Annotated in this window: 22 protein-coding genes and 1 riboswitch; of the genes, 12 read left to right on the top strand and 10 right to left on the bottom strand. The window is 67.4% G+C overall.

All coding sequences use genetic code 11. The annotated features are described in order from the left end of the window. Positions 1-92 precede the first annotated feature (92 nt). Positions 93-578 (top strand): MarR family winged helix-turn-helix transcriptional regulator, encoded by a 486-nt coding sequence (locus ACQI5H_RS03085; protein ID WP_427077931.1) that lies wholly within the window; start codon positions 93-95, stop codon positions 576-578. 10 nt (positions 579-588) lie between these two features. Here ACQI5H_RS03085 and ACQI5H_RS03090 read toward each other — a convergent pair whose 3' ends face one another. Next, entirely contained in the window at positions 589-1053 is a 465-nt protein-coding gene (locus tag ACQI5H_RS03090) for a tRNA (cytidine(34)-2'-O)-methyltransferase (protein WP_427077932.1), read from the bottom strand. A gap of 277 nt (positions 1054-1330) precedes the next feature. Here ACQI5H_RS03090 and ACQI5H_RS03095 point away from each other — a divergent pair, with 277 nt between their 5' ends. Genes ACQI5H_RS03095 through ACQI5H_RS03115 form a run of 5 tightly spaced genes read left to right on the top strand, consistent with a single transcriptional unit; the run spans position 1331 to position 6207 of the window. Continuing rightward, a complete protein-coding gene (locus tag ACQI5H_RS03095) occupies positions 1331-4282 on the top strand; it encodes an ATP-binding protein (protein ID WP_427077933.1) in 2952 nt (983 codons plus the stop codon). Beyond that, positions 4279-4680 (top strand): serine protease inhibitor, encoded by a 402-nt coding sequence (locus tag ACQI5H_RS03100; RefSeq protein ID WP_427077934.1) that lies wholly within the window; start codon positions 4279-4281, stop codon positions 4678-4680. Before ACQI5H_RS03095 ends, ACQI5H_RS03100 begins: the two co-directional genes overlap by 4 nt. A 6-nt stretch (positions 4681-4686) precedes the next feature. Continuing rightward, the gene (locus tag ACQI5H_RS03105; RefSeq protein ID WP_427077935.1) at positions 4687-5061 is read left to right on the top strand and encodes a DUF742 domain-containing protein; all 375 of its coding nucleotides are present in this window, start codon (positions 4687-4689) and stop codon (positions 5059-5061) included. Continuing rightward, a complete protein-coding gene (locus ACQI5H_RS03110) occupies positions 5042-5641 on the top strand; it encodes a GTP-binding protein (RefSeq protein ID WP_076122193.1) in 600 nt (199 codons plus the stop codon). The genes ACQI5H_RS03105 and ACQI5H_RS03110 overlap by 20 nt, the downstream gene beginning before the upstream one ends. Positions 5642-5646: 5 nt before the next feature. Further along, complete coding sequence (locus ACQI5H_RS03115; RefSeq protein ID WP_427077936.1) at positions 5647-6207, top strand: pentapeptide repeat-containing protein; 561 nt, start codon at positions 5647-5649, stop codon at positions 6205-6207. Between the two features lie 49 nt (positions 6208-6256). Here the strand turns inward: ACQI5H_RS03115 and ACQI5H_RS03120 are convergent, their stop codons facing one another. The 3 genes from ACQI5H_RS03120 to ACQI5H_RS03130 are packed head-to-tail and all read right to left on the bottom strand — an operon-like array spanning position 6257 to position 12643. Continuing rightward, the gene (locus tag ACQI5H_RS03120; protein ID WP_427077937.1) at positions 6257-8770 is read right to left on the bottom strand and encodes an ATP-binding cassette domain-containing protein; all 2514 of its coding nucleotides are present in this window, start codon (positions 8768-8770) and stop codon (positions 6257-6259) included. Between the two features lie 4 nt (positions 8771-8774). Continuing rightward, the gene (locus ACQI5H_RS03125) at positions 8775-11408 is read right to left on the bottom strand and encodes an FHA domain-containing protein (protein WP_427077938.1); all 2634 of its coding nucleotides are present in this window, start codon (positions 11406-11408) and stop codon (positions 8775-8777) included. A gap of 29 nt (positions 11409-11437) precedes the next feature. Then, entirely contained in the window at positions 11438-12643 is a 1206-nt protein-coding gene (locus ACQI5H_RS03130; protein WP_427077939.1) for an NADH:flavin oxidoreductase, read from the bottom strand. 39 nt (positions 12644-12682) lie between these two features. Between ACQI5H_RS03130 and ACQI5H_RS03135 the strand changes: the two genes are divergently transcribed. Together ACQI5H_RS03135 and ACQI5H_RS03140 are read left to right on the top strand one after the other, a co-directional pair. Then, positions 12683-13528 carry a bifunctional methylenetetrahydrofolate dehydrogenase/methenyltetrahydrofolate cyclohydrolase gene (locus ACQI5H_RS03135; RefSeq protein ID WP_427077940.1) on the top strand — a complete coding sequence of 282 codons (846 nt, stop codon included), beginning with the start codon at positions 12683-12685 and terminating at the stop codon, positions 13526-13528. Next, positions 13525-13818 (top strand): DUF3017 domain-containing protein, encoded by a 294-nt coding sequence (locus ACQI5H_RS03140; protein ID WP_427077941.1) that lies wholly within the window; start codon positions 13525-13527, stop codon positions 13816-13818. Before ACQI5H_RS03135 ends, ACQI5H_RS03140 begins: the two co-directional genes overlap by 4 nt. Positions 13819-13828: 10 nt before the next feature. Here ACQI5H_RS03140 and ACQI5H_RS03145 read toward each other — a convergent pair whose 3' ends face one another. Further along, on the bottom strand, positions 13829-14335 hold the full coding sequence (locus ACQI5H_RS03145; RefSeq protein ID WP_427078000.1) for a DUF732 domain-containing protein: 507 nt from the start codon (positions 14333-14335) through the stop codon (positions 13829-13831). 289 nt (positions 14336-14624) lie between these two features. On the opposite strand from ACQI5H_RS03145, the gene ACQI5H_RS03150 reads away from it, so the two are divergent. Together ACQI5H_RS03150 and ACQI5H_RS03155 are read left to right on the top strand one after the other, a co-directional pair. Further along, positions 14625-16058: an FAD-binding protein gene (locus ACQI5H_RS03150; RefSeq protein ID WP_427078001.1), complete on the top strand. Its 1434-nt coding sequence runs from the start codon at positions 14625-14627 to the stop codon at positions 16056-16058. Between the two features lie 72 nt (positions 16059-16130). After that, positions 16131-17507 carry an HNH endonuclease signature motif containing protein gene (locus ACQI5H_RS03155; RefSeq protein ID WP_427077942.1) on the top strand — a complete coding sequence of 459 codons (1377 nt, stop codon included), beginning with the start codon at positions 16131-16133 and terminating at the stop codon, positions 17505-17507. A gap of 27 nt (positions 17508-17534) precedes the next feature. Here ACQI5H_RS03155 and ACQI5H_RS03160 read toward each other — a convergent pair whose 3' ends face one another. Genes ACQI5H_RS03160 through ACQI5H_RS03175 form a run of 4 tightly spaced genes read right to left on the bottom strand, consistent with a single transcriptional unit; the run spans position 17535 to position 22014 of the window. After that, the gene (locus tag ACQI5H_RS03160) at positions 17535-18269 is read right to left on the bottom strand and encodes a class I SAM-dependent methyltransferase (protein WP_427078002.1); all 735 of its coding nucleotides are present in this window, start codon (positions 18267-18269) and stop codon (positions 17535-17537) included. A gap of 16 nt (positions 18270-18285) precedes the next feature. Next, complete coding sequence (metX, locus tag ACQI5H_RS03165) at positions 18286-19425, bottom strand: homoserine O-acetyltransferase MetX (protein ID WP_427078003.1); 1140 nt, start codon at positions 19423-19425, stop codon at positions 18286-18288. A 28-nt stretch (positions 19426-19453) separates the two neighbouring features. Next, entirely contained in the window at positions 19454-20614 is a 1161-nt protein-coding gene (gene metX, locus ACQI5H_RS03170) for a homoserine O-acetyltransferase MetX (protein ID WP_427077943.1), read from the bottom strand. An 11-nt stretch (positions 20615-20625) separates the two neighbouring features. Further along, on the bottom strand, positions 20626-22014 hold the full coding sequence (locus ACQI5H_RS03175) for a bifunctional o-acetylhomoserine/o-acetylserine sulfhydrylase (protein WP_427077944.1): 1389 nt from the start codon (positions 22012-22014) through the stop codon (positions 20626-20628). A gap of 37 nt (positions 22015-22051) precedes the next feature. Continuing rightward, positions 22052-22171: riboswitch (SAM riboswitch) on the bottom strand. A 229-nt stretch (positions 22172-22400) separates the two neighbouring features. On the opposite strand from ACQI5H_RS03175, the gene ACQI5H_RS03180 reads away from it, so the two are divergent. Together ACQI5H_RS03180 and ACQI5H_RS03185 are read left to right on the top strand one after the other, a co-directional pair. Next, complete coding sequence (locus ACQI5H_RS03180; protein ID WP_427077945.1) at positions 22401-24647, top strand: NADP-dependent isocitrate dehydrogenase; 2247 nt, start codon at positions 22401-22403, stop codon at positions 24645-24647. Between the two features lie 28 nt (positions 24648-24675). Next, on the top strand, positions 24676-25905 hold the full coding sequence (locus ACQI5H_RS03185; RefSeq protein WP_427077946.1) for an NADP-dependent isocitrate dehydrogenase: 1230 nt from the start codon (positions 24676-24678) through the stop codon (positions 25903-25905). On the opposite strand, the gene ACQI5H_RS03190 is transcribed toward ACQI5H_RS03185, so the two are convergent. Continuing rightward, complete coding sequence (locus ACQI5H_RS03190; RefSeq protein ID WP_427078004.1) at positions 25902-26702, bottom strand: alpha/beta fold hydrolase; 801 nt, start codon at positions 26700-26702, stop codon at positions 25902-25904. The two genes, ACQI5H_RS03185 and ACQI5H_RS03190, sit on opposite strands and share 4 nt — an antisense overlap. Positions 26703-26775 lie beyond the last annotated feature (73 nt).

Below are 26775 nucleotides of genomic sequence, written 5' to 3' on the forward strand. Positions count from 1 at the left end.
CCTGGAGTAACTTGCTTCAATATCGAAGCAATTCCGAGGACGGCTGTGACGGTCGTCTCATTGCTTCGATGTTGAAACATTAAGATGGCGGAATGGCCGAAGGCCTCAAGCCCGTGCAGTTGCGCACTTACTTCGCCCTGACCGAGGCGAACAGCTTGCTCCAGTACGCCGTGCGCCAACAGCTGCAGGCCGAGGGCGGCCTCAGCTATGTGCAGTTCGAGGTCTTGGCCAAACTGGTCGACGCCGGCCGCCCGCTCACCATGACCGAGCTCGCCGACGGTGTGGTCTACAGCCGCAGCGGCCTGACCCATCAGGCCGGCCTATTGGAAAAAGCGGGCCTTATCACCCGCGAAGGCAGTACCGATGACAAGCGCGCCACGGTAGTCGACATCACTGAGGCGGGCCGAGCCCGTGTCGCCAAGGTCTTACCCGGCCACATCCAGGTCGTACGCGACCTGCTGTACGGCGCACTTTCTGATCAGGACGCCCAGACCCTCGGCGACCTGATGAGTCGCGTCCGCGACCACATGCGTGATCGGCCACCCCGTTCGGCCGCCCCGCGCAAACGCACCGGCTGATCGACCGCGGCTAGACCGCGCCCGAATAGCCGTGCTGGCGCCAGGCCTCGTACACGGCGATCGCCGCAGCGTTGGCAAGGTTCAGGGAGCGCCGGCCGGCCAGCATGGGGATGCGCACCTGCTGAGTGACGTGGGGGTCGGCCAGGGTCGCCGCGTCCAGCCCGTCGGGTTCCGGCCCGAACATCAGCACGTCGCCGGCCCGGTAACTGATGTCGGCGAACGAGGTGTTCGCGTGCGCGGTGAACGCCACCACCCGCGCCGGCGACAGCGCGTTCCACGCCGCCGGCAGCGACGGGTGCACGGTGACCGACGCAAGGTCGTGGTAGTCCAGCCCGGCCCGCCGCAGCTTGGGCTCGGACAGATCGAAACCCAGCGGCTCGACCAGGTGCAATTCGGCGCCGGTGGCGGCCGCCGTCCTGATGGCATTGCCGGTGTTGGGGGCGATGCGCGGGCTATAGAACAGCAGCCGAAACATCTGCCGATCATTGCAAAACCGTCCACACCGGTGACCCGCCGTGTTTGCCAGATTTGCTCGTCGGTGTAGGCAGAAACCTTGAAGGGCTCTGTCTGCTCAGTAGCAATTCTGGTGACCTGAGGCTTGGGCTGTCATACTCGTCGGATTGCCAGGCGTTTTCCGCTCGCGCCTTTCTGCGCGGGGTGGGTGCGAATAAAGCAGGAAGTTTCATGAGGCTCTTTTGTTCAGCGCTGAATGCCAGCGCAGCGGCCCGTCACGCGGCCGCGACCGCGTGACCATGTTCGCCCGCCCGGCCGACTCGGTTGAGGCGGTTCCCCCCGAGTTCGCCGATGCCCCCGCCGCCCCGGCGCCGGTCAAGCGTCCGCCGGCCTGGTCGCTGACCAACTGGCCGGTGCGGTGGAAAGTCCTCGCGATCGTGCTGGTCCCGCTGGTTTTGGCGTCGCTTTTCGCCGCGTTGCGCGTGAACGCCGCCATGGCCAACTCCAGCGGCCTGCGGCTGGCCGCGGCCCGTGCCGACGTCCTACCGGCGATCACCAAGTACATGTCCGCGCTCGACGTGGCGCTGATGGCGAGCTCCGCCAACCGCGACCAGGAAGGCGCGAAGAAGAACTTCGAGGCCCGCAAGGGCGAGCTGGCGGCGCGGCTGGCCGACACCGACGTGACCCCCGACGTCCGGTCGGCGGTGACCAACCTGCTCAACGGGGGGCAGGCGCTGTTGAGCAAGGTGGCCGACAACAGCATCGGTTTGCGGGAGCGGGTGACGACCTATGCGCCGCTGCTGTTGACGGCCGAAGACGTCATCAACGCGTCGGTCCGGGTCGACGACGAGAAGATCCGCGCCGAGGCGCAGGGGCTGAGCCGCGCGGTCGGGGCCCGCGGACAGATGACGATGCAGGAGATCCTGGTGACCCGGGGCGCGGACCTGCCCGAGCCGCAACTGCGCACCTCGATGATCACGCTGGCCGGTACCGAGCCGTCGACGCTGTTCGGGATGAGCGAAGTGCTGGGCGCGGGCTCGCCCGAAGCCAAGACCCTGCAGCAGCAGATGGTGACCCGGATGGCGATGATGTCGGACCCGGCCAGCCCGCTCGTCGACAATCCCGAGCTGCTGCGCTCGATACGGACCACCGACGGGATCGCCGAACAGGTCATCAAGGACGCCACCGCGTCGGTGACCAAGTCGGTGCACGCCCAGGCCGACGACCGCCGCCGCGCCGCCATCCTCGACAGCATCCTGGTGCTGGCCGCCATCGTGGTCGCTCTGGCGATCGTCTTGCTGGTGGCGCGCGCGCTCGTCGTGCCGCTGCGGGTGCTGCGCGACGCCGCGCTCAAAGTCGCGCACACCGACCTCGAGGAAGAGGTCGCGCTGGTCAAAGGCGGTGGCGCCGAGCCGATTCCGCAGCCGTTGCCGGTGTACACCACCGAGGAAATCGGCCAGGTTGCCCACGCCGTCGACGAACTGCACACCCAGGCCCTGCTGCTCGCCGGCGACGAGGCGCGGCTGCGGCTGCTCGTCAACGACATGTTCGAGACGATGTCGCGGCGCAGCCGGTCGCTGGTCGACCAGCAGCTGCAGCTCATCGACCGGCTGGAACGCAACGAGGAGGATCCCGACCGCCTGGACAGCCTCTTCCGGCTGGACCACCTGGCGGCCCGGCTGCGCCGCAACAGTGCCAACCTGCTGGTGCTGGCGGGCGCGCAGCTGGCGCGCGACCAGCGCGAGCCGGTGCCGCTCGCGACGGTGATCAATGCCGCCGTCTCCGAGGTCGAGGACTACCGCCGCGTCGAAATCGCCCGGGTACCCGAGTCCACGCTGATTGGTGCGGCCGCCGGTGGTGCCATCCATCTGTTCGCCGAGCTGATCGACAACGCCCTGCGCTACTCGCCGCCGACGACGTCCGTGCGGATCTCCGGGGCGCCTGGCGGCGACGGCGGGGTGCTGGTGCGGATCGCCGACGCCGGCTTGGGCATGAACGACGCGGATCGGCGCATCGCCAACATGCGGCTGCAGGCCGGCGGCGAGGTCACCCCCGACAATGCCCGCCACATGGGGCTTTTCGTGGTCGGCCGGATCGCCGCCCGGCACGGTATCCGCGTCGGGCTGCGCGGTCCGGGCCCCAACGAGGCGGCCACCGGTACGACGGCCGAGATCTACCTACCGGCGACGGTGCTCGTGGGCGCCGCCTCGCGGGCGGCGGCGGCGCGGGCACGGGCACGGGGCGTGTCCTCGCCGAGCACCCAACTCGCCAACGCGATGGCGACGACGGACCCCGGCGGCGAGGCCGCCCTGCGGGACGCCGACGTGGCCACGTCGTCCGCGTCGTCCACCCACAACGGTGCTCACACGGCTGCCCCACCGGCTTCCCAAACGCCGGTTCCGCCGATCACCCTGTTGCCGCGCCGCGACCCGGGTTCCAGCGGCATCACCGAAGTGCCCGCCCAAGAACCCGCGCGGCCGCGCCGGCACCGGCGCGAGCTGGCCACGCCCTGGTGGGAGACCCAGAAGCAGCCCGAGCCGAAACCGGCGCCGCCCCCGGAGCCCGAAACCCCCGCAACGGCGGTCTCGGACACCTCGGCATTCTTCGCCGCCCGGTCCCGGGATGCCGTAGAGCCCGCGGAGACGCCGGCCGCCGAACCGGCCAACGCGGACGCCGACGTGCCGGTCAGCGAGGAAGCCGACGCGTCGGTCACCCCGATCCGGTCCGTCCCGTCGATCGCATCGATCCCGTCGATCCCCGAGGCGCCGGAGGCTCCGGAGGCCGTGGAGACCCCGAGCGAGGACGACGTGATCTACCGGCGGATGCTCTCGGAGATGCTGGGCGACCCGCACGACCTGGTCAACAGCGCCGACCTGGATTGGCAATCGGTGTGGGACCGTGGCTGGTCGCTGGCCGCCGAGGCCGAGGACAAGCCCGTCGAGTCGCACACCGCCGAGCACGGCCTGCCGGTGCGCACGCCCGGCGCCCGGCTGGTGCCCGGCGCGGCCAACGGTGTCGGCCTCTCCGCGCACGACCGGCCCGACGAGGACGGCCCCGACCAGGATGAAGAAGGCTCCCTCGTAGGATCGAATGGCGGATCCGGTTCCAGCCGGTCCGAGCGGCGGCCGCAGCACGCGGCGGCGGTGCGCGACCCCGACGCGGTTCGCGCCTCCTTCAGCAGCCATTTCGGCGGCGTGCGCACCGGACGCTCCCATGCCCGCGAATCGAATCAAGGACCCGATCAGGAATGACGTCAGCGGATAACTCACTGGACTGGTTGGTGACGAACTTCGCCCGCGAGGTCCCCGGGGTGGCGCACGCGCTGCTGGTGTCCGTCGACGGGCTGCCCATCGCCGCCAGCGAGCATCTGCCCCGCGAACGGGCCGACCAGTTGGCCGCGGTGGCCTCCGGGCTCGCGAGCCTCGCGACCGGCGCCGCGCAGCTGTTCGAGGGCGGGCAGGTGCTGCAATCCGTGGTCGAGATGCAGAACGGCTATCTCTTGCTGATGCGCGTCGGCGACGGCTCACACCTGGCCACGCTGGCGGTGACGTCGTGTGACATCGGTCAGATCGGTTACGAGATGGCCATCCTTGTCGAACGGGTGGGCGGCGTCGTGCAGTCCTCTCGCCGGTCCGCTGCACACTCGTGAGTCGCGATGGACAAACGCGAGTCCTGGCCGCCCTCACGTGAGGCGAGCCTCGTCCGTCCCTACACCCTGACGTCCGGACGGACCGGAACCAAAGTCGACCTTCCGCTGGAAGCGCCGATTCAGGCGTTACAAGCCGGACTGGCGCACCGATGGCCGCCCAACGATGCGAGAGGCAAAATCATCCAACTGTGCGTCAAAAGCCCGTCCGTCGCGGAAATCTCGGCCCGGCTCGATTTGCCGGTCGGTGTCACGCGCGTCTTGATCGGCGATCTGGTGCTCTCCGAATACGTTCGAGTGCATCGAACGTTGACCGAGCGTTCGACCCGCGATGAGCGCCACGAACTCATAGGAAGGACGCTGCGTGCCCTACGCGCACTCTGAGCCGCACCCCGATGCGCACTCCGATGAAGGAGCCACCGCCTCGACGAAAATCGTCATCGCGGGTGGGTTCGGTGCCGGCAAGACCACGTTCGTCGGGGCGGTTTCGGAGATCATGCCGCTGCGCACCGAGGAGATGGTCACCGACGCCTCGGCCGGCGTCGACATGCTCGAGGCGACCCCCAACAAGCGGACCACCACGGTCGCTATGGACTTCGGCCGGATCACCCTGGAAGAGGACCTGGTGCTCTACCTGTTCGGCACCCCGGGCCAGCGCAGGTTCTGGTTCATGTGGGACGACCTGGTCCGCGGCGCCATCGGGGCGATCGTCCTGGTCGACTGCCGACGGCTGCAGGACAGCTTCGCCGCGGTCGACTTCTTCGAGCACCGCAACCTGCCTTTCTTGATCGCGGTCAACGAATTCGAAGGCGCGCCACGCTATCCCGTCGACGAGGTGCGCGAAGCGCTGACCCTGCCCCGCCACATCCCGGTCATCTCCGTCGACGCACGGGATCGCAGATCGGCGACCGACGCGCTGATCGCGGTCAGCGAGTACGCACTGGAAACGCTGGCCGCGAGCTGACCGCTTTGCAGCACTGGGTCGATTGCGAGTTTTACGGCAGGGATTTTCGCGACGAGGACCTCAGCCGGTTGCGCACTGAACGTGCCGTGTTCACCGAATGCAATTTCAACGGCGCCAACCTGGCCGAATCGCAGCACCTCGGATCCGCTTTTCGCAACTGCACATTCGAGCGAACGCTGTTGTGGCACAGCACGTTTGCGCAGTGCAGCATGCTGGGTTCGGTCTTTGTGCAATGCCGGCTGCGGCCCACGACCTTCGACGAGGTGGACTTCACGCTCGCGGTGCTCGGCGGCAACGACCTGCGCGGTGTCGAGCTGAGCGGCTGCCGGCTGCGCGAGACCAGCCTGGTGGAAACCGACCTGCGCAAGGCCGTGCTGCGTGGCGCCGACCTGTCCGGTGCGCGGACCGTCGGCACCCGGCTCGACGACGCCGACCTGCGCGGCGCGACCGTCGACCCGTCGTTGTGGCGAACCGCCACGCTGATCGGTGCGCGCGTCGACGTCGGCCAGGCCGTCGCCTTCGCGGCCGCCCATGGGCTGCGGTTGGACGGCGGCCCGGACGCCTGAGACGCAATCGCTTGAGCCGCTATCGCGTGAGGGGCTATCGCTTGAGGCGCTATCGCTTGAGCCGCATGCGCCACCACACGACGCCGGTGTAGAACACCGACAATGCCGCGAGCATGGCCATATCGAAAAGCCAGGTGCCGGACGTGTGCTGGAAGTGGCGGTCACGGGGACTCTGCGGGCCGGGTGCCACCGTCCACAAATCCACCGTCGATCCCGACGCCGCATATCCCCACCGCGAGGGCACCACCCAGGACAGCTGATCGAGAAAGATCCGGTTCGTGATGGGAACCATGCCGCCGGACAGCACCATCTGCATCATCAACGACACCACCAGCAGCGGCATGATCTGCTCATTGGAGCGAGCCAGCGACGACAGCAGCAGGCCGAGCATCGCCGAGGCCACGCAGGTCGCCGCGACGGTGACGTACAGCTCGAAGGTGGCTGCGGAAGTAGAGTGGCCGAGCAGCACGGCCGGCCGCGTCGGCGCGCCCTTGCCCACTATCACGATGGTGGTCGCGATCACCGCCTGGACGATGGCGAACACGCAGAACACGACGACCTTCGCGCCCAGATAGGCCCCGGTCGACAGACCGACCGCCTGCTCTCGCCGGAAGATGGCGCGCTCGCCGATGAGGTCACGCAGCGTCAGTGCGGTGCCCATGAAGGCGGCGGCCATGGTCAGCAGCATCAAGATCGTCGCGGCCTCGCCGGCGGAGGCACTCGTCGGGTCGGCGATGCCGAAACCGGTGTCGCCGGGAACGGTCAGTGACAGCGCACCCATGACGAACGGCAACAGCGCCAGGAACACGAAATATGCACGGTCGGAGACGATCAGGCGAACCTGGCGCCGCGCGATCGTGGAGAACTGTCGACGCACGCTGGTGTGCGCCGCGTCGCCCAGTTCGGCCGCGGGCGCTTCGGCCTCCGGGGGCGGCGGGGGTTTGTTCTGGGCCAGGAACCGGCGGTTGGCCTCGTCCGGGTCGGCGCCCACCTTCGCGAAGATGTGGGCCCAGTTGGTGGTCCCCATGACTTCACCGATCTGGTCGGGTGCGCCCAGGAACGCGGTCTTGCCGCCGGGGGCCATCAGCAGCACCTGATCGCAGATGTCCAGATACGTCAGCGAGTGGGTGACCACCAACACCACGCGGCCGGCATCGGCGAGTTGCCGCAGCATCGTCATGACTTGCAGGTCCAGTGCGGGGTCCAGGCCCGAGGTCGGTTCGTCGAGGATCAGCAGCGACGGCCCGGTGAGCAACTCGAGCGCGACAGAGGCGCGTTTGCGCTGGCCGCCGGAGAGCTTGTCGACCCGGGTGTCCGCGTGCTGGGTCAGCCCCAGCTCGTCGAGGACCTGCGCGACGACCTCTTCGCGGTCGGCCTTGCTGGTGTCCGGTGGCAGGCGCAGCTCGGCGGCGTAGCCGAGCGCCTGGTTGACGGTCAGCTGGCGGTGCACGACGTCGTCCTGGGGCACCATCCCGATCCTGGTCCGCAGCGTGGCGTAGGCGGTGTGGATGTTGTGGCCCTCGAAGGTGACCGTGCCGGCCGTCGGGGTGGCGTAGCCGGCAATCAGCCGCGACAGCGTGCTCTTGCCGGCGCCGGAGCCGCCGATGATGGCGGTCAGCGTGCCGGGCCTGGCCGTCATCGAGATCTTCTCGAGCAGGTTCTTGCCGTCGACGCTGAAGTCGACGTGGCGGACCTCAAGGCCGCCGGTGCGCGTCGCTGCCTCCTGGCGGCGCAGCAGGACGCCGCCGGTGAAGACCAGGTCGACGTTGCCGATCGTGACGACGTCGCCCTCGGACAGCAGCGCGGACCCGACCCGGAGCCCGTTGACGAACGTCCCGTTGATGCTGTGGGCGTCGCGGATCTCGGTGCCGAGCGGCGTCGGGGCCAGGAACGCGTGGTAGCGCGACGCCAGCACGTCGTGGATGACGATGTCGTTGTCGATCGCGCGGCCGATCCGCGCGGCGCCGGCGACCGGTGCCGCCCCCGATTCGGGTCCCAGGGGTTTGATCGTTCTGGTCGGGGCGTCGGGCCCGGACGCGGCCGCGGGTGGCACCTGCTGTGTCTGTGCTTTGGGCGCGACGATCGGAACCGGCTGCGGCGAGCCGGGCAGATAGCGGCGCGCCGCGGGTGATTGGCGGGGCACGGGCTGCGAGCGCGACGCCGGGCTGCGAATGGCACCCGACGGTGGCCCCTCGGGTGGCGCGATCGTCGGGATCACCTGCGTCGTCCGTGGTAGCGAGCCGACGCTGCCCCGGTGGTGTCCGACCTCGAAGGTGATCCGCGGTCCGTCGGGCTTGCCGATGTTGATGCTCTGCCCGTCCTGAATGTCGACGTTGGGCACGCGCTGGCCGTTGACGAACACACCGTTGAGCGAGTTGTTGTCCACCGCCACCCAGCGGCCCTGGTCGAAGCGCAACAGCACGTGCGCGCGGGCGACGAGCGGATGGGCCACCCGCAGGTCGGCGCGCAGGTCGCTACCGACTACCACGTCGCCGCCGGGGGCGAAGCTGCCCTGGGATCGGTTGGACCGAACCGTCAGCACGGGTTGCGCGGGCCGATTCATTTATTCAGTGCCGCTTGAGCCGGATCTTCCACCACACGATGGCGCTGTAGACCACGCTCAACACTCCGAGCATCACCATGTCGAACAGCAGAATGTGTTTGGAGTGCTGCCAGACCGGGTCGTTGGTCGGGATCTGTTTGACCTTCACCAGTGACGGAAAGTCGATCGAGGACGCACCGCCGGCGTAGCCCCACCTGGCGGGTGTCAGCCATGCGAGCTGCTCGAGGCCGACGCGTTGGTAGACCGGGATCATCCCGCCGGATAGCACCAGCTGCGACATGATCGACACCACGAGCAGCGGCATGATCTGCTCGTTGGACTGCGCCAGGGCGGACAACAGCAGGCCGAGCATCGCGGAAGCAACACAGGTGCCGGCGACGGTGACGAACAGCGAGAACGTCGAGTTGCCGAAGAAAGGCGGGTCTGCGGTCGGCGCGCCCTTGCCCAGCCGCACGATGAACGTTGCGATCGCTGCTTGCGCGGTCGCGAAGACGCAGAACACCACGATTTTGGCCAGCAGGTACGCCGTGGTGGACAGGCCGACGGCCTGCTCCCGGCGGAAGATGGCGCGCTCGCCGATGAGGTCGCGGATGGTCAGCGCGGTGCCCATGAAGACGGCGCCGATGTTCAACAGCACCATGATGTACTGCGGCTGCGTGGGCGCGAGACCGAGCGGGTCGGCGGGACCGAGGCCGGGCTTTGGACCCTTCACGGTCAGCGACAACGCGCCGATGAGGAACGGCAAGATCGCCAGGAAGATCGTGTAACCGCGGTCGGACACGACGAGGCGAACCTGACGGCGGGCGATCGTCGATAGCTGCCGCCACAGGTCGGTTTGGGGTGGTTCGCCCAGATCCGCCGGGCTCTCGGGAGCCGGCGCCTGCGACGACGGCTGGTTGCGTTCCTTGAAGCGGCGGTTGGCCTCGTCGGGATCGGCGCCCACCTTGGCGAAGATGTCGGCCCAGTTGCGAGTCCCCATAGCGGCCTCGACCTGGTCGGGCGGCCCGCAGAATGCGGTCTTACCGCCGGGCGCGACCAGCAGGATCTGATCGCAGACGTCGAGATAGGACACGGAGTGGGTCACCACCAACACCACGCGGCCGGCGTCGGCGAGCTGGCGCAGCATCAGCATGACCTGACGGTCCAGCGCCGGGTCCAGACCGGAGGTGGGCTCGTCGAGAAGCAGCAGCGATGGTTGGGTCAGTAGCTCGAGTGCCACCGAAGCGCGTTTGCGCTGGCCGCCGGAGAGCTTGTCGACCCGCGTGTCGGCGTGTTTGGTCAGCTCGAGTTCCTCGAGCACCTGAGCGACGACCTGGGCGCGTTCCTCTTTGCTGGTGTCGGGCGGCAGGCGCAGCTCGGCGGCGTAGCCAAGGGCCTGGTTGACGGTCAGCTGGCGGTGCACCACGTCGTCCTGCGGGACCATCCCGATCCTGCTGCGCATGGACGCATATTCGGTATGGATGTTGTGACCCTCGAAGGTCACCGAGCCCGAAGTCGGCGTGGTGTAGCCGACGATCAGCCGCGACAGGGTCGTCTTGCCGGCGCCGGAACCACCGATGATGGCGGTCAGCGTGCCGGGCCGGGCGGTCAGCGAGATGTGGTCCAGAAGTTGCTTGCCGTGGTCGACGGTGAAGCAGACCGAGTTCACCTCCAGGCCGCCGGTGCGCGTCGCCGCTTCCGTGCGGCGGACCAGCGTGTCGCCGGTGAACACGAGGTCGACGTTGCCGATCGTGACCACGTCGCCCTGGGTGAGCACAGCGGACCCGACCCGCACACCGTTGACGAAGGTCCCGTTGACACTGTGCGCGTCGCGGATTTCCGTGCCCAGCGGCGTCTGGGTCAGAAACGCGTGATGGCGAGACGCCAGCACGTCCTGGATCACGATGTCGTTGTCGGTGGCACGGCCGATCGTGAGCGAGCCGACCGGCTTCTGTATCGCCCCGGACCGCGACGGCAGCAACGCCTGGAACATCTTCGTTGCCAGGTTGCCCACCTCGGGTTGTTTGGGGGCGGTGCGCGACATCTCGGTGTGCGGTGCGGCCGGCGCCGACGCCGGAATCTGCGGCGGCGGGAAGTTGGGTGGCGGTGGCGGCGCGCCTGGCGGAAACGCAGTCGGCCGCGCCGGTGGTGGTCCCGGCGGTGGGCCCGGATGCGGTCGACGCAGTGGGGGCGCGGCGCGATTCGGCGGGCGCCCCGGCGGGCCGGGTGGCGCGGGTGGAGGGACCGGCTGACCCGGGGCCGGCGAGGGCGGCCACGCCGTTCCCGCCGCGTGTGCCGCCACGGGGATGCCCATCGACTCGGTGCGGGGTGGGCGACCCGCCATCCCTTGGTAGTGGCCGATTTCGAAGGTCAGCTGCGGCCCGTCGGGATTGCCGATGTTGACGGTCTGGCCGTCGTGGATGTCGACCACCGGCACCCGGCGGCCGTTGACGAAAGTCCCGTTCAGCGAACCGTTGTCGATCGCCAGCCACCTGCCCTGGTCGAAGCGCAGCAGCAGATGGGCACGCGAGATCAGTGGGTGCGTGATGCGCATGTCGGCGCGCAGATCGCGACCGACCACCACGTCGTGGCCCGCCGCGAAAGTCCGTTCCGACCCATCGTGTCGAACGGTTAGCGCTGGCGGTGCTGCTGCGGTCATCGCCACAACTCTAGCTGGTGCAGGCGCCGTCAACGGGTAGCGTCTGGCGCCCCGGTGACCACGCAGTGCGTCCGGCTGTAGACCGTGGGCATGCAGCGATTGCAGTGCGTGCACGCCGAATGCACGCCGTGCGCGGCGCCGTCGGCGGCGATCCGATTGATCAGGTCCGGCTCGGCCAGCAGGGCCCGGGCCATCGCGACGAATTGGAATCCCTCCGCCATCGCCAGGTCCATCGTCTCCCGGTTGGTGATGCCGCCGAGCAGGATCAGCGGCATCGTCAGCTCGGCGCGGAACAGCTTGGCGTGGCGCAAAAGATAGGCCTCGCGGTAGGTGTACTCGCGAAGGAATTTCTTGCCGGTCATGCGGATGCCCCAGCGCAGCGGCGGCTTGAAAGCGCCGGCGAACTCCTTGACCGGTGCGTCGCCATGGAACAGATACATCGGGTTGACTAGCGAGCTGCCGGCGGTGAGTTCGATCGCGTCCAGCCCGCCGTCGTCCTGCAGCCATTTGGCGGTGGTCAGCGATTCCTCGGTGCTGATGCCGCCGCGCACACCGTCGGCCATGTTCAGCTTGGCGGTCACCGCGATCGGCGTCCCCTCTTTCTCCACCGCGCGCCGGACGGCCATCACCATGCCGCGGGCCAGCTTGGCACGGTTCTCCAGCGATCCGCCGAACTCGTCGTCGCGACGGTTGATCAGCGGCGACAGGAATGAGCTCGCCAAATAGTTGTGACCCAAATGGATTTCGACCGCGTCGAAGCCCGCCTCGATGGCCAGCCGCGCGGCGTTGGCGTGTCCTTCGATGACGTCGTCGATGTCCTCGCGGGTCGCCTTCTTCGCGAATCGCATCCCGATCGGGTTGAAGAACCGCACCGGCGCCAGGGCGGTGGCCTTGTTGGAGCGGGCGTTGGCCACCGGGCCGGCGTGGCCGATCTGCGCGCTCACCGCCGCGCCCTCGGCATGGATCGCGTCGGTGAGTCGCCGCAGTCCCGGCACCGCCTCGGGGCGCATCCAGAGTCCGTTGCCCTCCGTGCGGCCGCCGGGCGAGACCGCGCAGTAGGCGACGGTGGTCATGCCCACCCCGCCGGCGGCCGGCAGCCGGTGGTATTCGATCAAGTCGTCGCTCACCAGCGCGCCGGGCGTGCGTGCCTCGAACGTCGCGGCCTTGATGATCCGGTTGCGCAGCGTGACGGGGCCCAGCTTGGCCGGCGAGAACACGTCTGGGGTCTCGGGCATGTGGGCAGCGTAATCCTTGGCCATGGAACACTGTCAGGCGTGGGCGCAATCACGCTGGACGGCAAGGCCACCCGTGACGAGATCTTCGTTGACCTCAAGAAGCGCGTCGCCGAGTTGACGGCCGCGGGTCGCACACCCGGGCTGGGCACCATCCTGGTCGGGGACGACCCGGGCTCGCAGGCCTACGTCCGCGGCAAGCACGCCGATTGTGCCAAGGTGGGCATCAACTCGATCCGCCGCGACCTGCCCGCCGACATCAGCGCGGCCGTGCTCGACGAGACGATCGACGAGCTGAACGGCAATCCCGACTGCACCGGTTACATCGTGCAATTGCCGCTGCCCAAGCACCTCGACGAGAACGCGGCGCTGGAGCGCGTCGACCCCGACAAGGACGCCGACGGGCTGCACCCGACGAACCTGGGCCGGCTGGTGCTGAACAAGTCCGCCCCGCTGCCGTGCACCCCGCGCGGCATCGTGCATTTGTTGCGGCGCTACGACGTCGAGATCGCCGGGGCGCACGTGGTCGTCATCGGCCGGGGTGTCACGGTGGGCCGCCCGCTGGGCCTGCTGCTGACCCGCCGCTCCGAGAACGCCACGGTGACGTTGTGCCACACCGGAACTCGCGACCTGCCCGCGTTGACCAAGCAGGCGGACATCATCGTGGCCGCGGTAGGAGTGCCGCACCTGCTGACCGCCGACATGGTGCGGCCCGGCGTCGCAGTGCTCGACGTCGGCGTCAGCCGGGTGGACGGCAAGCTCGTCGGCGACGTGCATCCGGACGTGTGGGACGTCGCCGGTCACGTGTCACCGAATCCCGGCGGCGTCGGCCCGCTGACCCGGGCGTTCCTGCTGACCAACGTCGTCGAGTTGGCCGAGCAGCGATGACCGCCAGGTCCCTCCTGCGGGCGCTGGTGCGAGCCCAGTGGCCGATTCTGTCGGTCGGGCTGATCTTCGCCGTGGCTTTGGTGTTGGTCGGGGCCAACTTCTGGCGCCGCGGCTCGCTGCTGATCGGCATCGGCGTCGGGGTGGCGGCGGCGCTGCGGCTGGTCTTGTCCGAAGACCGTGCCGGGCTGCTGGTGGTGCGCAGCAAGGGCACCGACTTCGTGACGACCGCGATGGTCGGGGCGGCGATGATCTACATCGCGTCGACCATCGACCCGCTGGGAACGCGTTAGATCCCCGGCTTTAGATCCCCGGTGTGCCTGGGATGCCGGGCATGCCCCCAGGCACACCCGGCATCCCTCCCGGCATGCCCGGCATCCCCCCCGGCATGCCCGGGACCTGCGGCACACCAGATAGGTTGCCGTTGGCTATGTTTCCGTTGGCTAGGGTTGCCATCTCGGTCGGGCAGTACGTCTGTATCGCGATCGTGGTGAACATCTGAGCCATTCCCGGCGACAGGCCGGCGCCCCGCACGCGCTGCACGGCTGCGGCCATGCTCCCGCCCGGCTGGGCGAGCATCGGGCAGATGGATTCGCCGACGGCCATCGCGTTGCCGGGTTGGCCGAAGTCGACGCCGGCGTGGTTCAGCGCGTCGATGAAGGCGTCGTCGGTCGCCGGGTCCGCCTCGGCGGGCGCCGAAAAGGCCGCTGCCACCGTGAGCAGGGCGGCTACCGCCGCCAGCAGGCGGATTGTCAGGGGCTGACGACGAAACAGCCACAGCCAGTCCTGAGTTCGTGCCAGAGCCTTCAACAGTTTCCCCATCTGTCCCGAGTGCACTCACAGCACTCAAATCACTCTAGGAACTTTGATCTACTACTGTCACATTTACAACACGGGGAGATAAAGGTTTGCACACTATGCGTTTCGTGAACGCGACGTGCCCGCGACATCAGTTATTGGGGCGGTTATTGGGGCGGTTATTGGAGCGGTTATTGGAGCGGCTGCATCCGGCCCGCGCGTCGACACCGGACTTTCCCGGCGAAATGGTCCAGAATCTCGGCGCATGACGACGAATCGCAGCCGTCCGTCTGACCCCGCGATCTCCGGTGCGATCTCCCGGCAGACGTTTCTTCGCGGCGCCGTCGCATTGGCGAGCGGGGCGGTGTTCGGCGGTCCGCGTGCCGCGGCCGACCCGGATCCCGGCTGGGGTGGTCTGGCCTCGTCGATCGGCGGCACTGTTCTGTTGCCGGCCAACGGAACTCAGTTCGCGACGGGCAAGCAAGTCTTCAATTCGTTCTACGACAACTCCAATCCCGCTGCGGTGGTGAGGGTTTCGTCGCAGGCCGATGTGCAGAAGGCCTTGTCGTTCGCCACGGCGCACAACCTGAAGGTCGCGCCGCGCGGGGGAGGCCATTCCTACGTCGGCGCGTCCAGCGCTCCCGGCACGATGGTGCTCGACCTGCGCGGGCTACCGGGGGGCGCGAATTTCGACGGCGTTAGCGGCAACGTCACGGTGACGCCGGCGACGAATCTGTATGCGGTCCACCAGGCGTGCGCCGCGGCGGGCCGCGCGATCCCCACCGGGAGCTGTCCGACGGTCGGCGTCGCGGGGCTGGCGCTCGGCGGCGGTATTGGGGCCGATTCCCGGCACGCGGGCCTGACGTGCGACGCACTGAAGTCCGCCACCGTGGTGCTGCCGAGCGGCGATGTGGTCACCGCCTCGGCTAGTGACCATCCGGATCTGTTCTGGGCCCTTTGCGGCGGTGGCGGTGGCAATTTCGGTGTGATCACGTCGATGACGTTCGGGACCTTCGCCACCGCCGACAGCGACGTGGTCCGGCTCGATTTCCCGCCGGCGTCGGCCGTTCAGGTGCTCGTCGGCTGGCAGTCCTGGCTGACCGCCGCGGACCGAAACACCGGCGGAATCGTCGATCTCGCCATCGGCGCGACTCCGAGGTGCCACATTCTGGCGATTTGTCCGGCGGGCGCGGGAGCCGGGGTGGCCGATGCCACCAAATCGGCGGTCGGCGTGGCGCCCACCGCGGTGCAGAACAAGACGATGAGCCATATGGATCTGGTGATGTTTCTGGCCGGCGGTAGCGCGGCACCTCCGCCCCGTGGGTTCGTCGCCGGATCCGACGTCATCGGCCCCGTGGATTCGGCTGCGGCCCATGCCATTGCCACCGCGATCGGGCAGTGGCCCGCCTCGGCGGGACAAGCGTCGGTGCTCGTCGACCCGTTGGGCGGGGCGGTGGGCGATGTGGCCGCCGGAGACACCGCGTTTCCCTGGCGTCAGCAGTCCGCGGTGCTGCAATGGTATGTGGAGCCGGCCGGGAGCCAGGTCTCCGCTGCGAATCAGTGGCTGAATTCCGCGCATCAAGCGGTGCAACAGTTTTCGGCCGGCGGTTACGTCAACTACCTGGAGGCCAACACCGAGGCGGCCCGCTACTTCGGACCGAATCTGCCACGGCTGACGACCGTCCGGCAGAAGTACGACCCGAACCGGATCATGTTCTCCGGATTGAATTTCTGACGAACTTTTTCAGTGTGCGTCAGTGGTTTTCTTGACGGCGTTTTTGTCGGTGGGTCGGGCTAGTTTCGCAATATGAGTTCCGGCGCAGCTGTCGACCGCGAGGCGATGGCGGCTGCTTTTGATGCGTTGGACGCCGCACTCGACGTGGTCGCCGCGCTGGACTTCGATCCGTTGACCACGCCCGAACGCTTCCGCTTCTTGGAGCGCTGCGAACGGGCGCGTCGCCGGTTACCGGCGGTGGAGCATCCGCTGATCAATCAGCTTGGCCGCCAAGCCACTCCGGAGGAGATGGGCGGCAAGCTCTCGCATGCTATGGCCGAGTGGACGCTGATCAGTCGCGCCGAGGCTTCCCGGCGCATCCGCGAAGCCGCCGATCTGGGTCCCCGGCAAGCATTGACGGGAGAACCCCTCCCTCCTGTGCTGCCGGGCACCGCCGCCGCACAACGGGAAGGCAAGCTCGGCGCTGGGCAGGTCGCGGTCATCCGCCGCTTCCATCACCAGCTGCCGGGCTGGATCGATGACTCCACCCGAGAGCAGGCCGAAGCCGAATTGACCAAGCAGGGCAGCCAGTTTCGTCCGGAACAACTGGCCGGGCTCGCCGACACGCTGGCTGACTGCCTCAACCCCGACGGCACCTACACCCACGAGGATCGCGCGCGCCGCCGCGGACTGACGCTGGGCAGCCAGGGCTTGGATGGGATGTCGCAGCTGCGAGGCTGGTTGACACCGGAGGCCCGCGCCACACTGGAGGCGGTGCTGGCCAAGCTGGCCGCGCCCGGGATGTGCAACCCCGAAGACCAGGCCCCGTGTGTCGACGGCGCGCCCGCTCAAGAGGCTATCGACAGAGACGCCCGCTCGGCGGGCCAGCGCAATCACGATGGGCTCAATGCCGCGCTGCGCGCTCTACTCGCGTCGGGAAAGCTCGGTCAGCACAATGGGTTACCGGCGTCCATCGTCGTCACCACTACCCTCACCGAGCTGGAAGCCGCCGCCGGCACGGGCCTCACCGGTGGCGGCACCATCCTGCCCATGAGCGACGTGATCCGCCTGGCCCGGCATGCCCGTCACTACCTCGCCATCTTCGACAAGGGCAAGGCGCTGGCGCTCTATCACACGAAACGGCTCGCCAACCCCGCCCAGCGGATTGTGTTGTACGCCAAGGACCGCGGCTGCTCGGCGCCGGGCTGCGACGTGCCCGGGTATTACAGCGAAGTCCATCACGTCACCGATTACGCGAAGTGCCGCACTACCGACGTCAATGAGCTCACCTTCGGCTGCGGCCCCCACCACCGGCTGCTGCAACCCGGCGGATGGACAACTCGAAAACGCACGAACGGCGACACCGAATGGATCCCGCCCCCACACTTGGATCGCGGCCAACCGCGAACCAACACCTTCCATCACCCCGAGAAACTGTTGCGCTACGACGAGGACGACGACGAGTGGTAACTGCTGGCGTCCGCCCTATAACCGGCCCTACTCGGCCAGGGTCGCGCGGATGCACACGGTGACGTAAGGCATCGCCAGGCCGGTGGAATTCGCGAGCGCCGGATGGGTGGCCAGCAACTCGCGCACCTGGTCGAGCGTCCTGGTGCGGACCTCGGTCGGGGAAGTGATGCAGTAACTACGCGAAGCCACCAGGTCGATCAAGGCTTGCGGGGTAAGGTAATTCGTCCATTCGACTTGATGGCGCTGCGGCTCGGCGAACGGCGCGGGCAATCCGACGTCGAAGCGACCCCTGTCGCCATCGCTGCCGATGATCTCGCCCAGTTCGCGTACCCAGCCGAGCCTTTCGTCACGGGTGTTCCAGACCAGACCCAACCGGCCGCCCGGCCGCAGCACGCGGGCCACCTCGGGAACAGCGCGCTCGGAATCCACCCAGTGCCACGCCTGGGCGACCAGGACCGCGTCAACGCTGTTGTCCTCCAACGGAATCTCCTCGGCGGTGCCCAGCACCGCGCGAGTCTCCGGCAGCGAACTGCGCAGCACCTCCAGCATGTCCGGAATGGGGTCGACGGCCACCACGTCCAGGCCGCGCTCCACCAGGCGCGTGGTCAGCTTGCCGGTACCCGCACCGAGGTCGAGCACTTGACGCGCGCCACGCGGCAACAACCAGTCGATCGCTTCGGGCGGATACGACGGACGCCCACGCTCGTACGCAGCGGCCGCGGAACCGAACGACAGCGAGCGGTCGTGCCTGGGGCGGGTCACCTTGGTCATGTGCTTGTCACGCGCCTTCGTTCCCGGCCAATTCCAGGGTCTTGCGGATCAAGTCGTTGACCGCCTCGGCTTCGATCAGGAAGCCGTCGTGACCGTACGGGGATTCGAGCACATGCAGGCCGGTGCAGCCCGGCAGCAGCTCGGCCAGTTCCTCCTGGAACCGCAGCGGGTACAGCCGGTCACTGGTGATGCCGCCGACGACGACGGGTACCGGGCACCCGCGCAGCGCTTTTCGCACCCCGCCGCGGCCGCGGCCGACGTCGTGGCTGCTACACGATGCGCTCAACGCCACGTAGGTACCAGCGTCAAAGCGGTCCACCAGCTTGTCGCCCTGGTGCTCCAGGTAGCTCTGCACCGCGTAGCGGCCGCCGTTCAACGGGTCCTCATCGCCCTGGCTGCCGTTGGCGAACCGGGTGTCGAGCTCGGCCTCGCCGCGGTAGGTCAGGTGGGCGAAGCGACGGGCGATGGACATCCCGAAATCGGGCTTGCGCCCGGTGCCGTAGTAGTCGCCGCCCTGCCAGTCGGGGTCGCCCTTGATGACCGAAATCTGGGTCTCCAGATGGCCGATCAGGTCAGCGGAGCTGCGGGCGCTCATCGCCAACAGCAGTGCGGCCCGGACCTGGTCCGGGCGACCCACCATCCACTCCAAAGCCCTTAGACCGCCCATCGATCCGCCGATGACGGCGGCGACCTGCTTGATGCCCAGTGCGGCGAGCGCGGCGACGTCCGCCTCAACCTGATCCCGCACGGAAATGCGCGGAAACCTGGAGCCCCACGGCTTGCCGTCCGGCGCATACGAGCTGGGCCCGGTGGAGCCACGACAACCGCCCAGCACGTTGGTGGCCACCGCGCACCAGCGGTTGGTGTCGATCGGGGCGCCCGGCCCGGCCACCCCGTCCCACCAGCCGGCCGTGGGATGCTCGGGTCCTGCGGGTCCCGTGATGTGCGAATCGCCGGTGAGCGCGTGCATCACCACAACCACGTTGTCACGCGTTGGCGACAATTCGCCCCAGCGCTGAACGGCTATCCGGACATCGTCGATCACCGCACCGCTTTCGAGCGTGAGTGAGCCGATGTCGACCAGGCCGATTTCGCCTTCGGGGGGCAGCGTCTGGGCGGGAGTCTGGCGTGGAATGTCGGACGTCATCATCTCAGAGTTCATCACAACGCTGCCGTCACGCGCTTTCGTTCTGGGCCAATTCGTCGTGGGCCAATTCGAGCCGGGCCAATTCGAGGGTCTTACTGATCATGTCGCTGACCGCCTCAAATTCCAGTAGGAAGCCGTCGTGCCCGTAGGGAGAGTCGACCACCTGCAGGCCGGTGCAGCCGGGCAGCAGCTCGGCCAGTTCCTCCTGCAACCGCAGCGGGTACAGCCGGTCACTGGTGATACCGCCGACTACCACCGGCACCGGGCACCTGCGCAGCGCCTCGCGAACCCCGCCGCGGCCACGGCCGACGTCGTGGCTGTTGAGCGTCTCGGTCAGGACAACGTAGCTACCGGCATCGAACCGGTCCACCAGCTTGTCGCCCTGGTATTCCAGATAGCTCTGCACTGCGTAGCGGCCGCCGTTCAATGGGTCCTCATCGCCCTGGCCGCCGTTGGCGAACCGGGTGTCGAGCTCGACCTCGCCGCGGTAGGTCAGGTGCGCGAAGCGGCGGGCAATCGCCAGGCCGGCATCCGGTGTTCGGCCGCTGTCGTAGTAATCGCCGCCCTGCCAGTTCGGGTCGGTCTTGATGGCGGCGATCTGAGTGGATTGGGTTCCGATCTGGTTGGCGGTGGCGCGCGCACCGACGGCCAGCAGTAGCCCGGCCCCAACATCGTCGGGGTGGCTGACTATCCATTCCAAAGCCCTTGCGCCGCCCATGGATCCGCCCACGACAGCGGCAACCCGTTCGATACCCAGCGCCGCCAGCGCGGCGACGTCCGCTTCCACCTGATCCCGCACGGAAATGTGCGGAAACCTCGAGCCCCACGGCTTTCCGTCCCTGGCAAGGGAACTCGGCCCCGTAGAGCCGCTGCAACCACCCAGCACATTGGTGGCCACAGCGCACCAGCGGTTGGTGTCGATCGGGGCGCCCGGGCCGGCCACTCCGGCCCACCATCCGGCGGTGGGGTGCCCGGGCCCGGCGGGTCCGGTGATGTGCGAATCCCCGGTGAGCGCATGCAGCACCACCACCACGTTGTCACGCGTTGGCGACAATTCACCCCAGCGCTGGATGGCGATGTAGACATCGTCGATCACCGCACCGTTCTCGAGCGTGAGCGAGCCGATGTCGACCAAGCCGATTTCGCCTTCGGCGGGCAGCGTTTGGGTGGGAATTTCGAAAATCGTCACGTCTGAGGTCCTCAGAACGCCGCCACCGTCTGCGGGTCGCCGGCTTGAGCGGACCCTGCTGCGGGCGCACCGAATTTCCGCGCAGCGGCGAAGCCCAGCTCCAAGTCGGCGAGGATGTCGTCGATCCCCTCGATGCCGACGGCCAGCCGCACCAGCCCCGGGCTGACTCCGGTGCTCAGCTGCTCGGCGGGGCTCAGCTGGGCGTGCGTGGTCGACGCGGGATGAATCACCAGGGAGCGCACGTCGCCGATGTTGGCGACGTGACTGTGCAGTTGCAGCGCGTTGACGAACGCTTTGCCGGCCTCGACACCGCCTGCCAGCTCGAACGCCAGAACGGCCCCGGTTCCCTTGGGCGCCAGCTTCTTTGCGCGCTCATGCCACGGCGAGCTGGGCAGCCCGGCGTAATTGACCGACAGCACATCGTCGCGCGCGGCCAGGAACTCGGCGACGCGTTGCGCATTGGCGACGTGGCGCTCCACGCGCAGACTCAACGTCTCCAGGCCCAGTGCCACCAGGAACGCGTTGAACGGCGCCGCCGCCGACCCGTAGTCGCGCAGCAGTTGCACGCGGGCCTTGACCGCATAGGCCGGCGGTCCCAGCTCGGCGTACACCACGCCGTGGTAACTCGGGTCGGGTGTGGTGAACCCGGGAAAGCGACCCTGCGTCCAGTCGAACGTGCCGCCGTCGACGATGACGCCGGCGATCGCCGCGCCGTGCCCGCCCAGATATTTGGTGGCCGAGTGCACGACGATGTCGGCGCCCTGCGCCAGAGGCTGAATCAAATACGGTGTGGCGATGGTGTTGTCGACGATCAGCGGTACACCGTTGGCGTGGGCCACGCCGGCGACCCCCGGGGTGTCCAGGATGTCGATCTGCGGGTTGGAGATGGTTTCGCCGAAGAACGCCTTGGTGTTCGGCCGCACCGCGGCGTGCCAGGAGTCCAGGTCGTCGGGATCCTCGACGAAGCTGACGTCGATGCCGAGCTTCGCCAGCGAATAGTGGAACAAGTTGTAAGTGCCGCCGTACAGCCGCGGACTCGAGACGATGTGATCCCCGGCACTCGCGAGGTTCAATATGGCGAACGTCTCAGCGGCCTGCCCGGAGGACAGGAAGAGCGCGGCCACGCCGCCCTCGAGCGCGGCGATGCGCTGTTCGACGACGTCGGTGGTGGGGTTCCCGATGCGGGTGTAGATGTTGCCCGGAACCTCGAGCCCGAACAGCGCGGCCGCGTGGCTGGTGTCGTTGAACGTGTAGGACGTGGTCTGGTAAATCGGCAGGGCACGGGCGCTGGTCGCCGGGTCGGGAGTCTGGCCGGCGTGGACCTGCTTCGTCTCGAACGACCAGGTTTCGGACGAGCCGTGTGCGGTCGGATCGGGCTTGAGACTGGTTTCGTCGCTCATGGAAAGCTTCCCCTCTAGTCAGGGGCCCGTCATGGCGGACCCGCGCTTGCCGGATAGCCCGTTGCGGCTACTCAACCTGGTCATCACCCGGGGCACCCCACCGCGGTTGGAGGGTTGCCGGCCAGCAAGCCGGGGCTTGTCGCTGGCGCTCATGACCGATACGAAGCCTAGCTTATTGTGCGGAGGGGGCGCCAATGGGCCGATGCAGCGGCCATCGGTGCGGCCATCGGTGTGGCCATCGGTGCCGCCATCGGTGCCCCAGTGTGCGGGCTGGCCTGCGGGTCGACACCTGTCCAAATCCCCTTGATAACGTGGCAAGCAGAACGCTGAACCCCATCCATATCTGACCCAACGCCTCTGACCCAACGCCGGGAGATGGACCAACCGTGTGCGCCGAACAGCCGACCGTCATCTACACGCTGACCGACGAGGCGCCGCTGCTGGCGACCTACGCGTTCCTGCCGATTCTGCGAGCCTTCGCCGAGCCCGCGGGCATCAAGATCGAGGCGCGTGACATCTCCGTGGCCGCTCGGATCCTTGCCGAGTTCCCCGATGACCTGACCGAAGAGCAGCGGGTGCCGGACGACCTGGCGGAACTGGGTGCGCTGACGAAGCGACCCGACACCAACATCATCAAGCTGCCCAACATCAGCGCCTCGGTGCCCCAGTTGGTCGCCGCGATCAAGGAGTTGCAAGGCAAGGGGTACAAGATTCCGGACTTTCCGCAGAGTCCGAAGACCGACGAGGACAAGGCAATTCGCGAGCGATACGCCAAATGCCTTGGCAGCGCGGTCAACCCGGTACTGCGTGAAGGCAACTCCGACCGACGTGCGCCCAAGGCCGTCAAGGAGTACGCGCGCAAGCACCCGCACAGCATGGGGGAGTTCTCGCCGGCGGCGCGCACCCACGTCGCGACCATGCGGCACGGCGACTTCTACCACGGCGAGAAGTCGATGACGCTGGATCGCGCGCGCAACGTGAAGATGGTGCTGGAAACCAAAGGCGGGCAGACCCTCGAGCTCAAACCCAAGGTCGAGCTGCGCGACGGCGACGTCATCGACAGCATGTTCATGAGCAAGAAGGCGCTCTGCGAGTTCTACGAGGAGCAGATGCAGGACGCCTACGAAACCGGCGTGATGTTCTCCCTGCACGTCAAGGCGACGATGATGAAGGTGTCGCACCCTATCGTCTTCGGTCACGCCGTGAAGGTCTTCTACAAGGACGCGTTCGCCAAGCACCAGGCGCTGTTCGACGAACTCGGCGTCAACGTCAACAACGGCTTGGCGGATCTCTACGACAAGATCGAGTCGCTGCCCGCGTCGCTGCGCGAGGAGATCATCCGCGACGTCCACGCCTGCCACGAACACCGACCCGAGCTGGCGATGGTCGATTCGGCCAAGGGCATCACCAACTTCCATTCGCCCAGCGACGTGATCGTGGATGCGTCGATGCCGGCGATGATCCGCGCCGGCGGCAAGATGTGGGGCGCCGACGGGCGGCAGAAGGACACCAAGGCCGTCAACCCCGAGTCGACGTTCGCCCGCATCTACCAGGAGATCATCAATTTCTGTAAAACCCACGGGCAGTTCGACCCGACGACGATGGGCACGGTGCCCAACGTCGGCCTGATGGCGCAGCAGGCCGAGGAGTACGGCTCGCACGACAAGACGTTCGAGATTCCCGAAGACGGCGTCGCCAACATCGTCGACCTCGACACCGGGGAAGTCCTGCTCACCCAGAATGTGGAAGAAGGCGACATCTGGCGGATGCCCATCGTCACCGACGAAGCGATCCGCGACTGGGTCAAGCTGGCCGTCACCCGGGCCCGAAACTCGGGCATGACGGTGGTGTTCTGGCTGGACACCGAACGGCCGCACGAGGTCGAGCTGCGCAAGAAGGTCAAGGCCTACCTGAAGGAGCACGACACCGAGGGCTTGCAGATCCAGATCATGCCGCAGGTGTGGGCCATGAGGTACACGCTGGAGCGCCTGATGCGCGGGCAGGACACCATTGCCGCGACGGGAAACATCCTGCGCGACTACCTCACCGACCTGTTCCCGATCCTGGAGCTCGGGACCAGCGCCAAGATGCTGTCCATCGTTCCGCTGATGTCCGGCGGCGGAATGTACGAAACCGGAGCAGGCGGTTCGGCGCCCAAGCACGTGCACCAACTGGTCGAGGAAAATCATCTGCGCTGGGATTCCCTCGGCGAGTTCCTCGCTCTGGAAGCGTGTTTCGAAGACATCGGCATCAAGACCGACAACGAGCGCGCCAAGATTCTGGGCAAGACCCTGGACGCGGCGATCGGCAAGCTTTTGGACAACAACAAGAGCCCGTCGCGCAAGACCGGCGAACTCGACAACCGCGGCAGCCAGTTCTACCTGGCGCTGTACTGGGCCGAGCAACTTGCCGCGCAATCCGACGACGAAGAGTTGCGCGCGCACTTCGCCGCGCTGGCCGAGGAACTGGGCCGCAACGAGGACGCCATCGTGGGCGAACTCGCGCAGGCGCAGGGCGAGGCGGTCGACATCGGTGGCTACTACCGCCCGGACGCCGAGAAGACGACTGCGGTGATGCGGCCGAGCAAAACGTTCAATGAAGCGCTAGCAGCTTCGCAAGCCTCCTCAGGCTGAGAGTCGCAAGAAGAAAGTCGAACTCGCTATGTCCAACGAATCCAAGATCAAAGTCAAGGGCCCGATAGTCGAGCTCGACGGCGACGAGATGACCCGCGTCATCTGGAAGCTCATCAAGGACATGCTGATCCTGCCCCATCTCGACATCAACCTGGAGTACTACGACCTGGGCATGGAGCACCGCGACCGCACCGACGACCAGGTGACGATCGACGCGGCCTACGCCATCAAGAAGCACGGTGTGGGCGTCAAGTGCGCGACCATCACTCCCGACGAGGCGCGCGTCCAGGAGTTCAACCTGAAGAAGATGTGGCTGTCGCCCAACGGGACGATCCGAAACATCTTGGGCGGCACCATTTTCCGCGAACCGATCGTGATCTCCAATGTCCCGCGGCTGGTTCCGGGCTGGACCAAGCCAATCGTCATCGGCCGTCATGCTTTCGGTGATCAGTACCGGGCGACCAACTTCAAGGTCGACAAGCCCGGAACCGTGACATTGACTTTCACGCCCGCAGACGGCAGCGAGCCGATGGTGCACGAGATGGTGTCCATCCCCGAGGACGGCGGTGTCGTGATGGGGATGTACAACTTCAAGGAATCCATCCGCGATTTCGCCCGCGCGTCCTTCGCGTACGGCCTGAACGCCAAATGGCCGGTGTATCTGTCGACGAAGAACACCATCCTCAAGGCCTACGACGGCATGTTCAAAGACGAGTTCCAGCGCATCTACGAAGAGGAATTCAAGGACAAGTTCGAGGCCGAGGGGCTGACCTACGAGCACCGGCTTATCGACGACATGGTGGCGGCCTGCCTTAAGTGGGAGGGCGGCTACGTGTGGGCCTGTAAGAACTACGACGGCGACGTCCAGTCGGACACCGTCGCGCAGGGCTACGGATCCCTGGGATTGATGACGTCGGTGCTGATGACCGCGGACGGCAAGACGGTCGAGGCGGAAGCCGCACACGGCACCGTCACCAGGCATTTCCGGCAGTACCAGGCCGGCAAGCCGACGTCGACCAACCCGATCGCCTCGATCTTCGCCTGGACGCGCGGTCTGCAGCATCGCGGAAAGCTGGACGACACGCCTGAGGTGATCGAGTTCGCCCAGAAGCTGGAGGACGTCGTCATCGGCACCGTCGAGGGCGGCAAGATGACCAAGGACCTCGCCATCCTCATCGGTCCTGACCAGGAGTGGCAGAACAGCGAGGAATTCCTCAACTCGATCGCCGAGAACCTCGAAAAGGAACTGACTAACTAACTAGCCGGCGGGTTTTCGGCCGCCCGCAGCGGCGGGCTGCACTCGTCGATGAATTCTGAGATGACCTGGGTCACGCGCTCGGGCGCCTCGAACATCGGAACGTGCCCGACACCGTCGAGCTTGGTGATCTTCGTTCCCGCGGGCAGGTGATCGGTGAAATGCCGGCTGAATCTGCTGGGCGGCACCACGCGGTCCTTCTCGCACAGCACCAGCTGGACGGGCACCGCGGTCTCGGCCAACTCGAGCAACCCGGGCTGCATCAGCGACTTGAAAAGCAGCTGGAAATAGGCCGGGCAATGCGCGGCGTCGTCGATGACGCCGGACAGTTCGCGTTCGCTGACGCCGTCCGGCGACGCGCTCAGCGGCAGGGTCGCCAGGCGCCGGCTGAACGGCAGCTGCAGGGTCCGTTGACCGAGCAATCGCGCCAGCACCAGCAACGGCATGCCCGAGAGGAACTTGCTGATCACCTCGAATTTGACCGGGCTCCAGCGCGTCCAGCCGCCCGCGGCACCGATGCCGGTCACGCTGCGCGCCCGCCCGCGCCGCTCGAGTTCGAACGCGACCCAGCCGCCCAGCGAGTTGCCCACCATGTGGGCGTTGTCCCAGCCGAGTTCGTCGAGCTGCCGCTCGACGTGGTCGGCCAGCACCGATGAGCTCAACAGCCAGGTGCCCGCATACGGTCCGCCGTTGTGCCCGGCCATGGTCGGGGCGAACACCTCGTAGCGACCGGTGTCGGCCAGCCGCGGCGCCACCCCGTCCCACACCGTCTGCGACATGAGGAACCCGTGCAGTAGCAGGACCGGCTCTCCGGAACCGTCCCGAGGGCCCTGCGTAGAACCAAGGTGGATCGGCGGGCGAGTCGTCATGTTG

This window comes from Mycobacterium heidelbergense, from assembly GCF_050205645.1.
GTDB lineage: Bacteria > Actinomycetota > Actinomycetes > Mycobacteriales > Mycobacteriaceae > Mycobacterium > Mycobacterium heidelbergense_A.

Coding starts and splice junctions, on each gene's coding strand:
- ACQI5H_RS03140 (WP_427077941.1), top strand. CDS start 13,525: ATGACCGCCAGGTCCCTCCTGCGGGCGCTGGTGCGAGCCCAGTGGCCG.
- metX (WP_427078003.1), bottom strand. CDS start 19,425: ATGACGTCCGACATTCCACGCCAGACTCCCGCCCAGACGCTGCCCCCC.
- ACQI5H_RS03130 (WP_427077939.1), bottom strand. CDS start 12,643: ATGCCCGAGACCCCAGACGTGTTCTCGCCGGCCAAGCTGGGCCCCGTC.
- ACQI5H_RS03090 (WP_427077932.1), bottom strand. CDS start 1,053: ATGTTTCGGCTGCTGTTCTATAGCCCGCGCATCGCCCCCAACACCGGC.
- ACQI5H_RS03100 (WP_427077934.1), top strand. CDS start 4,279: ATGACGTCAGCGGATAACTCACTGGACTGGTTGGTGACGAACTTCGCC.
- ACQI5H_RS03125 (WP_427077938.1), bottom strand. CDS start 11,408: ATGACCGCAGCAGCACCGCCAGCGCTAACCGTTCGACACGATGGGTCG.
- ACQI5H_RS03185 (WP_427077946.1), top strand. CDS start 24,676: ATGTCCAACGAATCCAAGATCAAAGTCAAGGGCCCGATAGTCGAGCTC.
- ACQI5H_RS03120 (WP_427077937.1), bottom strand. CDS start 8,770: ATGAATCGGCCCGCGCAACCCGTGCTGACGGTTCGGTCCAACCGATCC.
- ACQI5H_RS03085 (WP_427077931.1), top strand. CDS start 93: ATGGCCGAAGGCCTCAAGCCCGTGCAGTTGCGCACTTACTTCGCCCTG.
- ACQI5H_RS03175 (WP_427077944.1), bottom strand. CDS start 22,014: ATGAGCGACGAAACCAGTCTCAAGCCCGATCCGACCGCACACGGCTCG.
- ACQI5H_RS03155 (WP_427077942.1), top strand. CDS start 16,131: ATGAGTTCCGGCGCAGCTGTCGACCGCGAGGCGATGGCGGCTGCTTTT.
- ACQI5H_RS03095 (WP_427077933.1), top strand. CDS start 1,331: ATGTTCGCCCGCCCGGCCGACTCGGTTGAGGCGGTTCCCCCCGAGTTC.
- ACQI5H_RS03105 (WP_427077935.1), top strand. CDS start 4,687: ATGGACAAACGCGAGTCCTGGCCGCCCTCACGTGAGGCGAGCCTCGTC.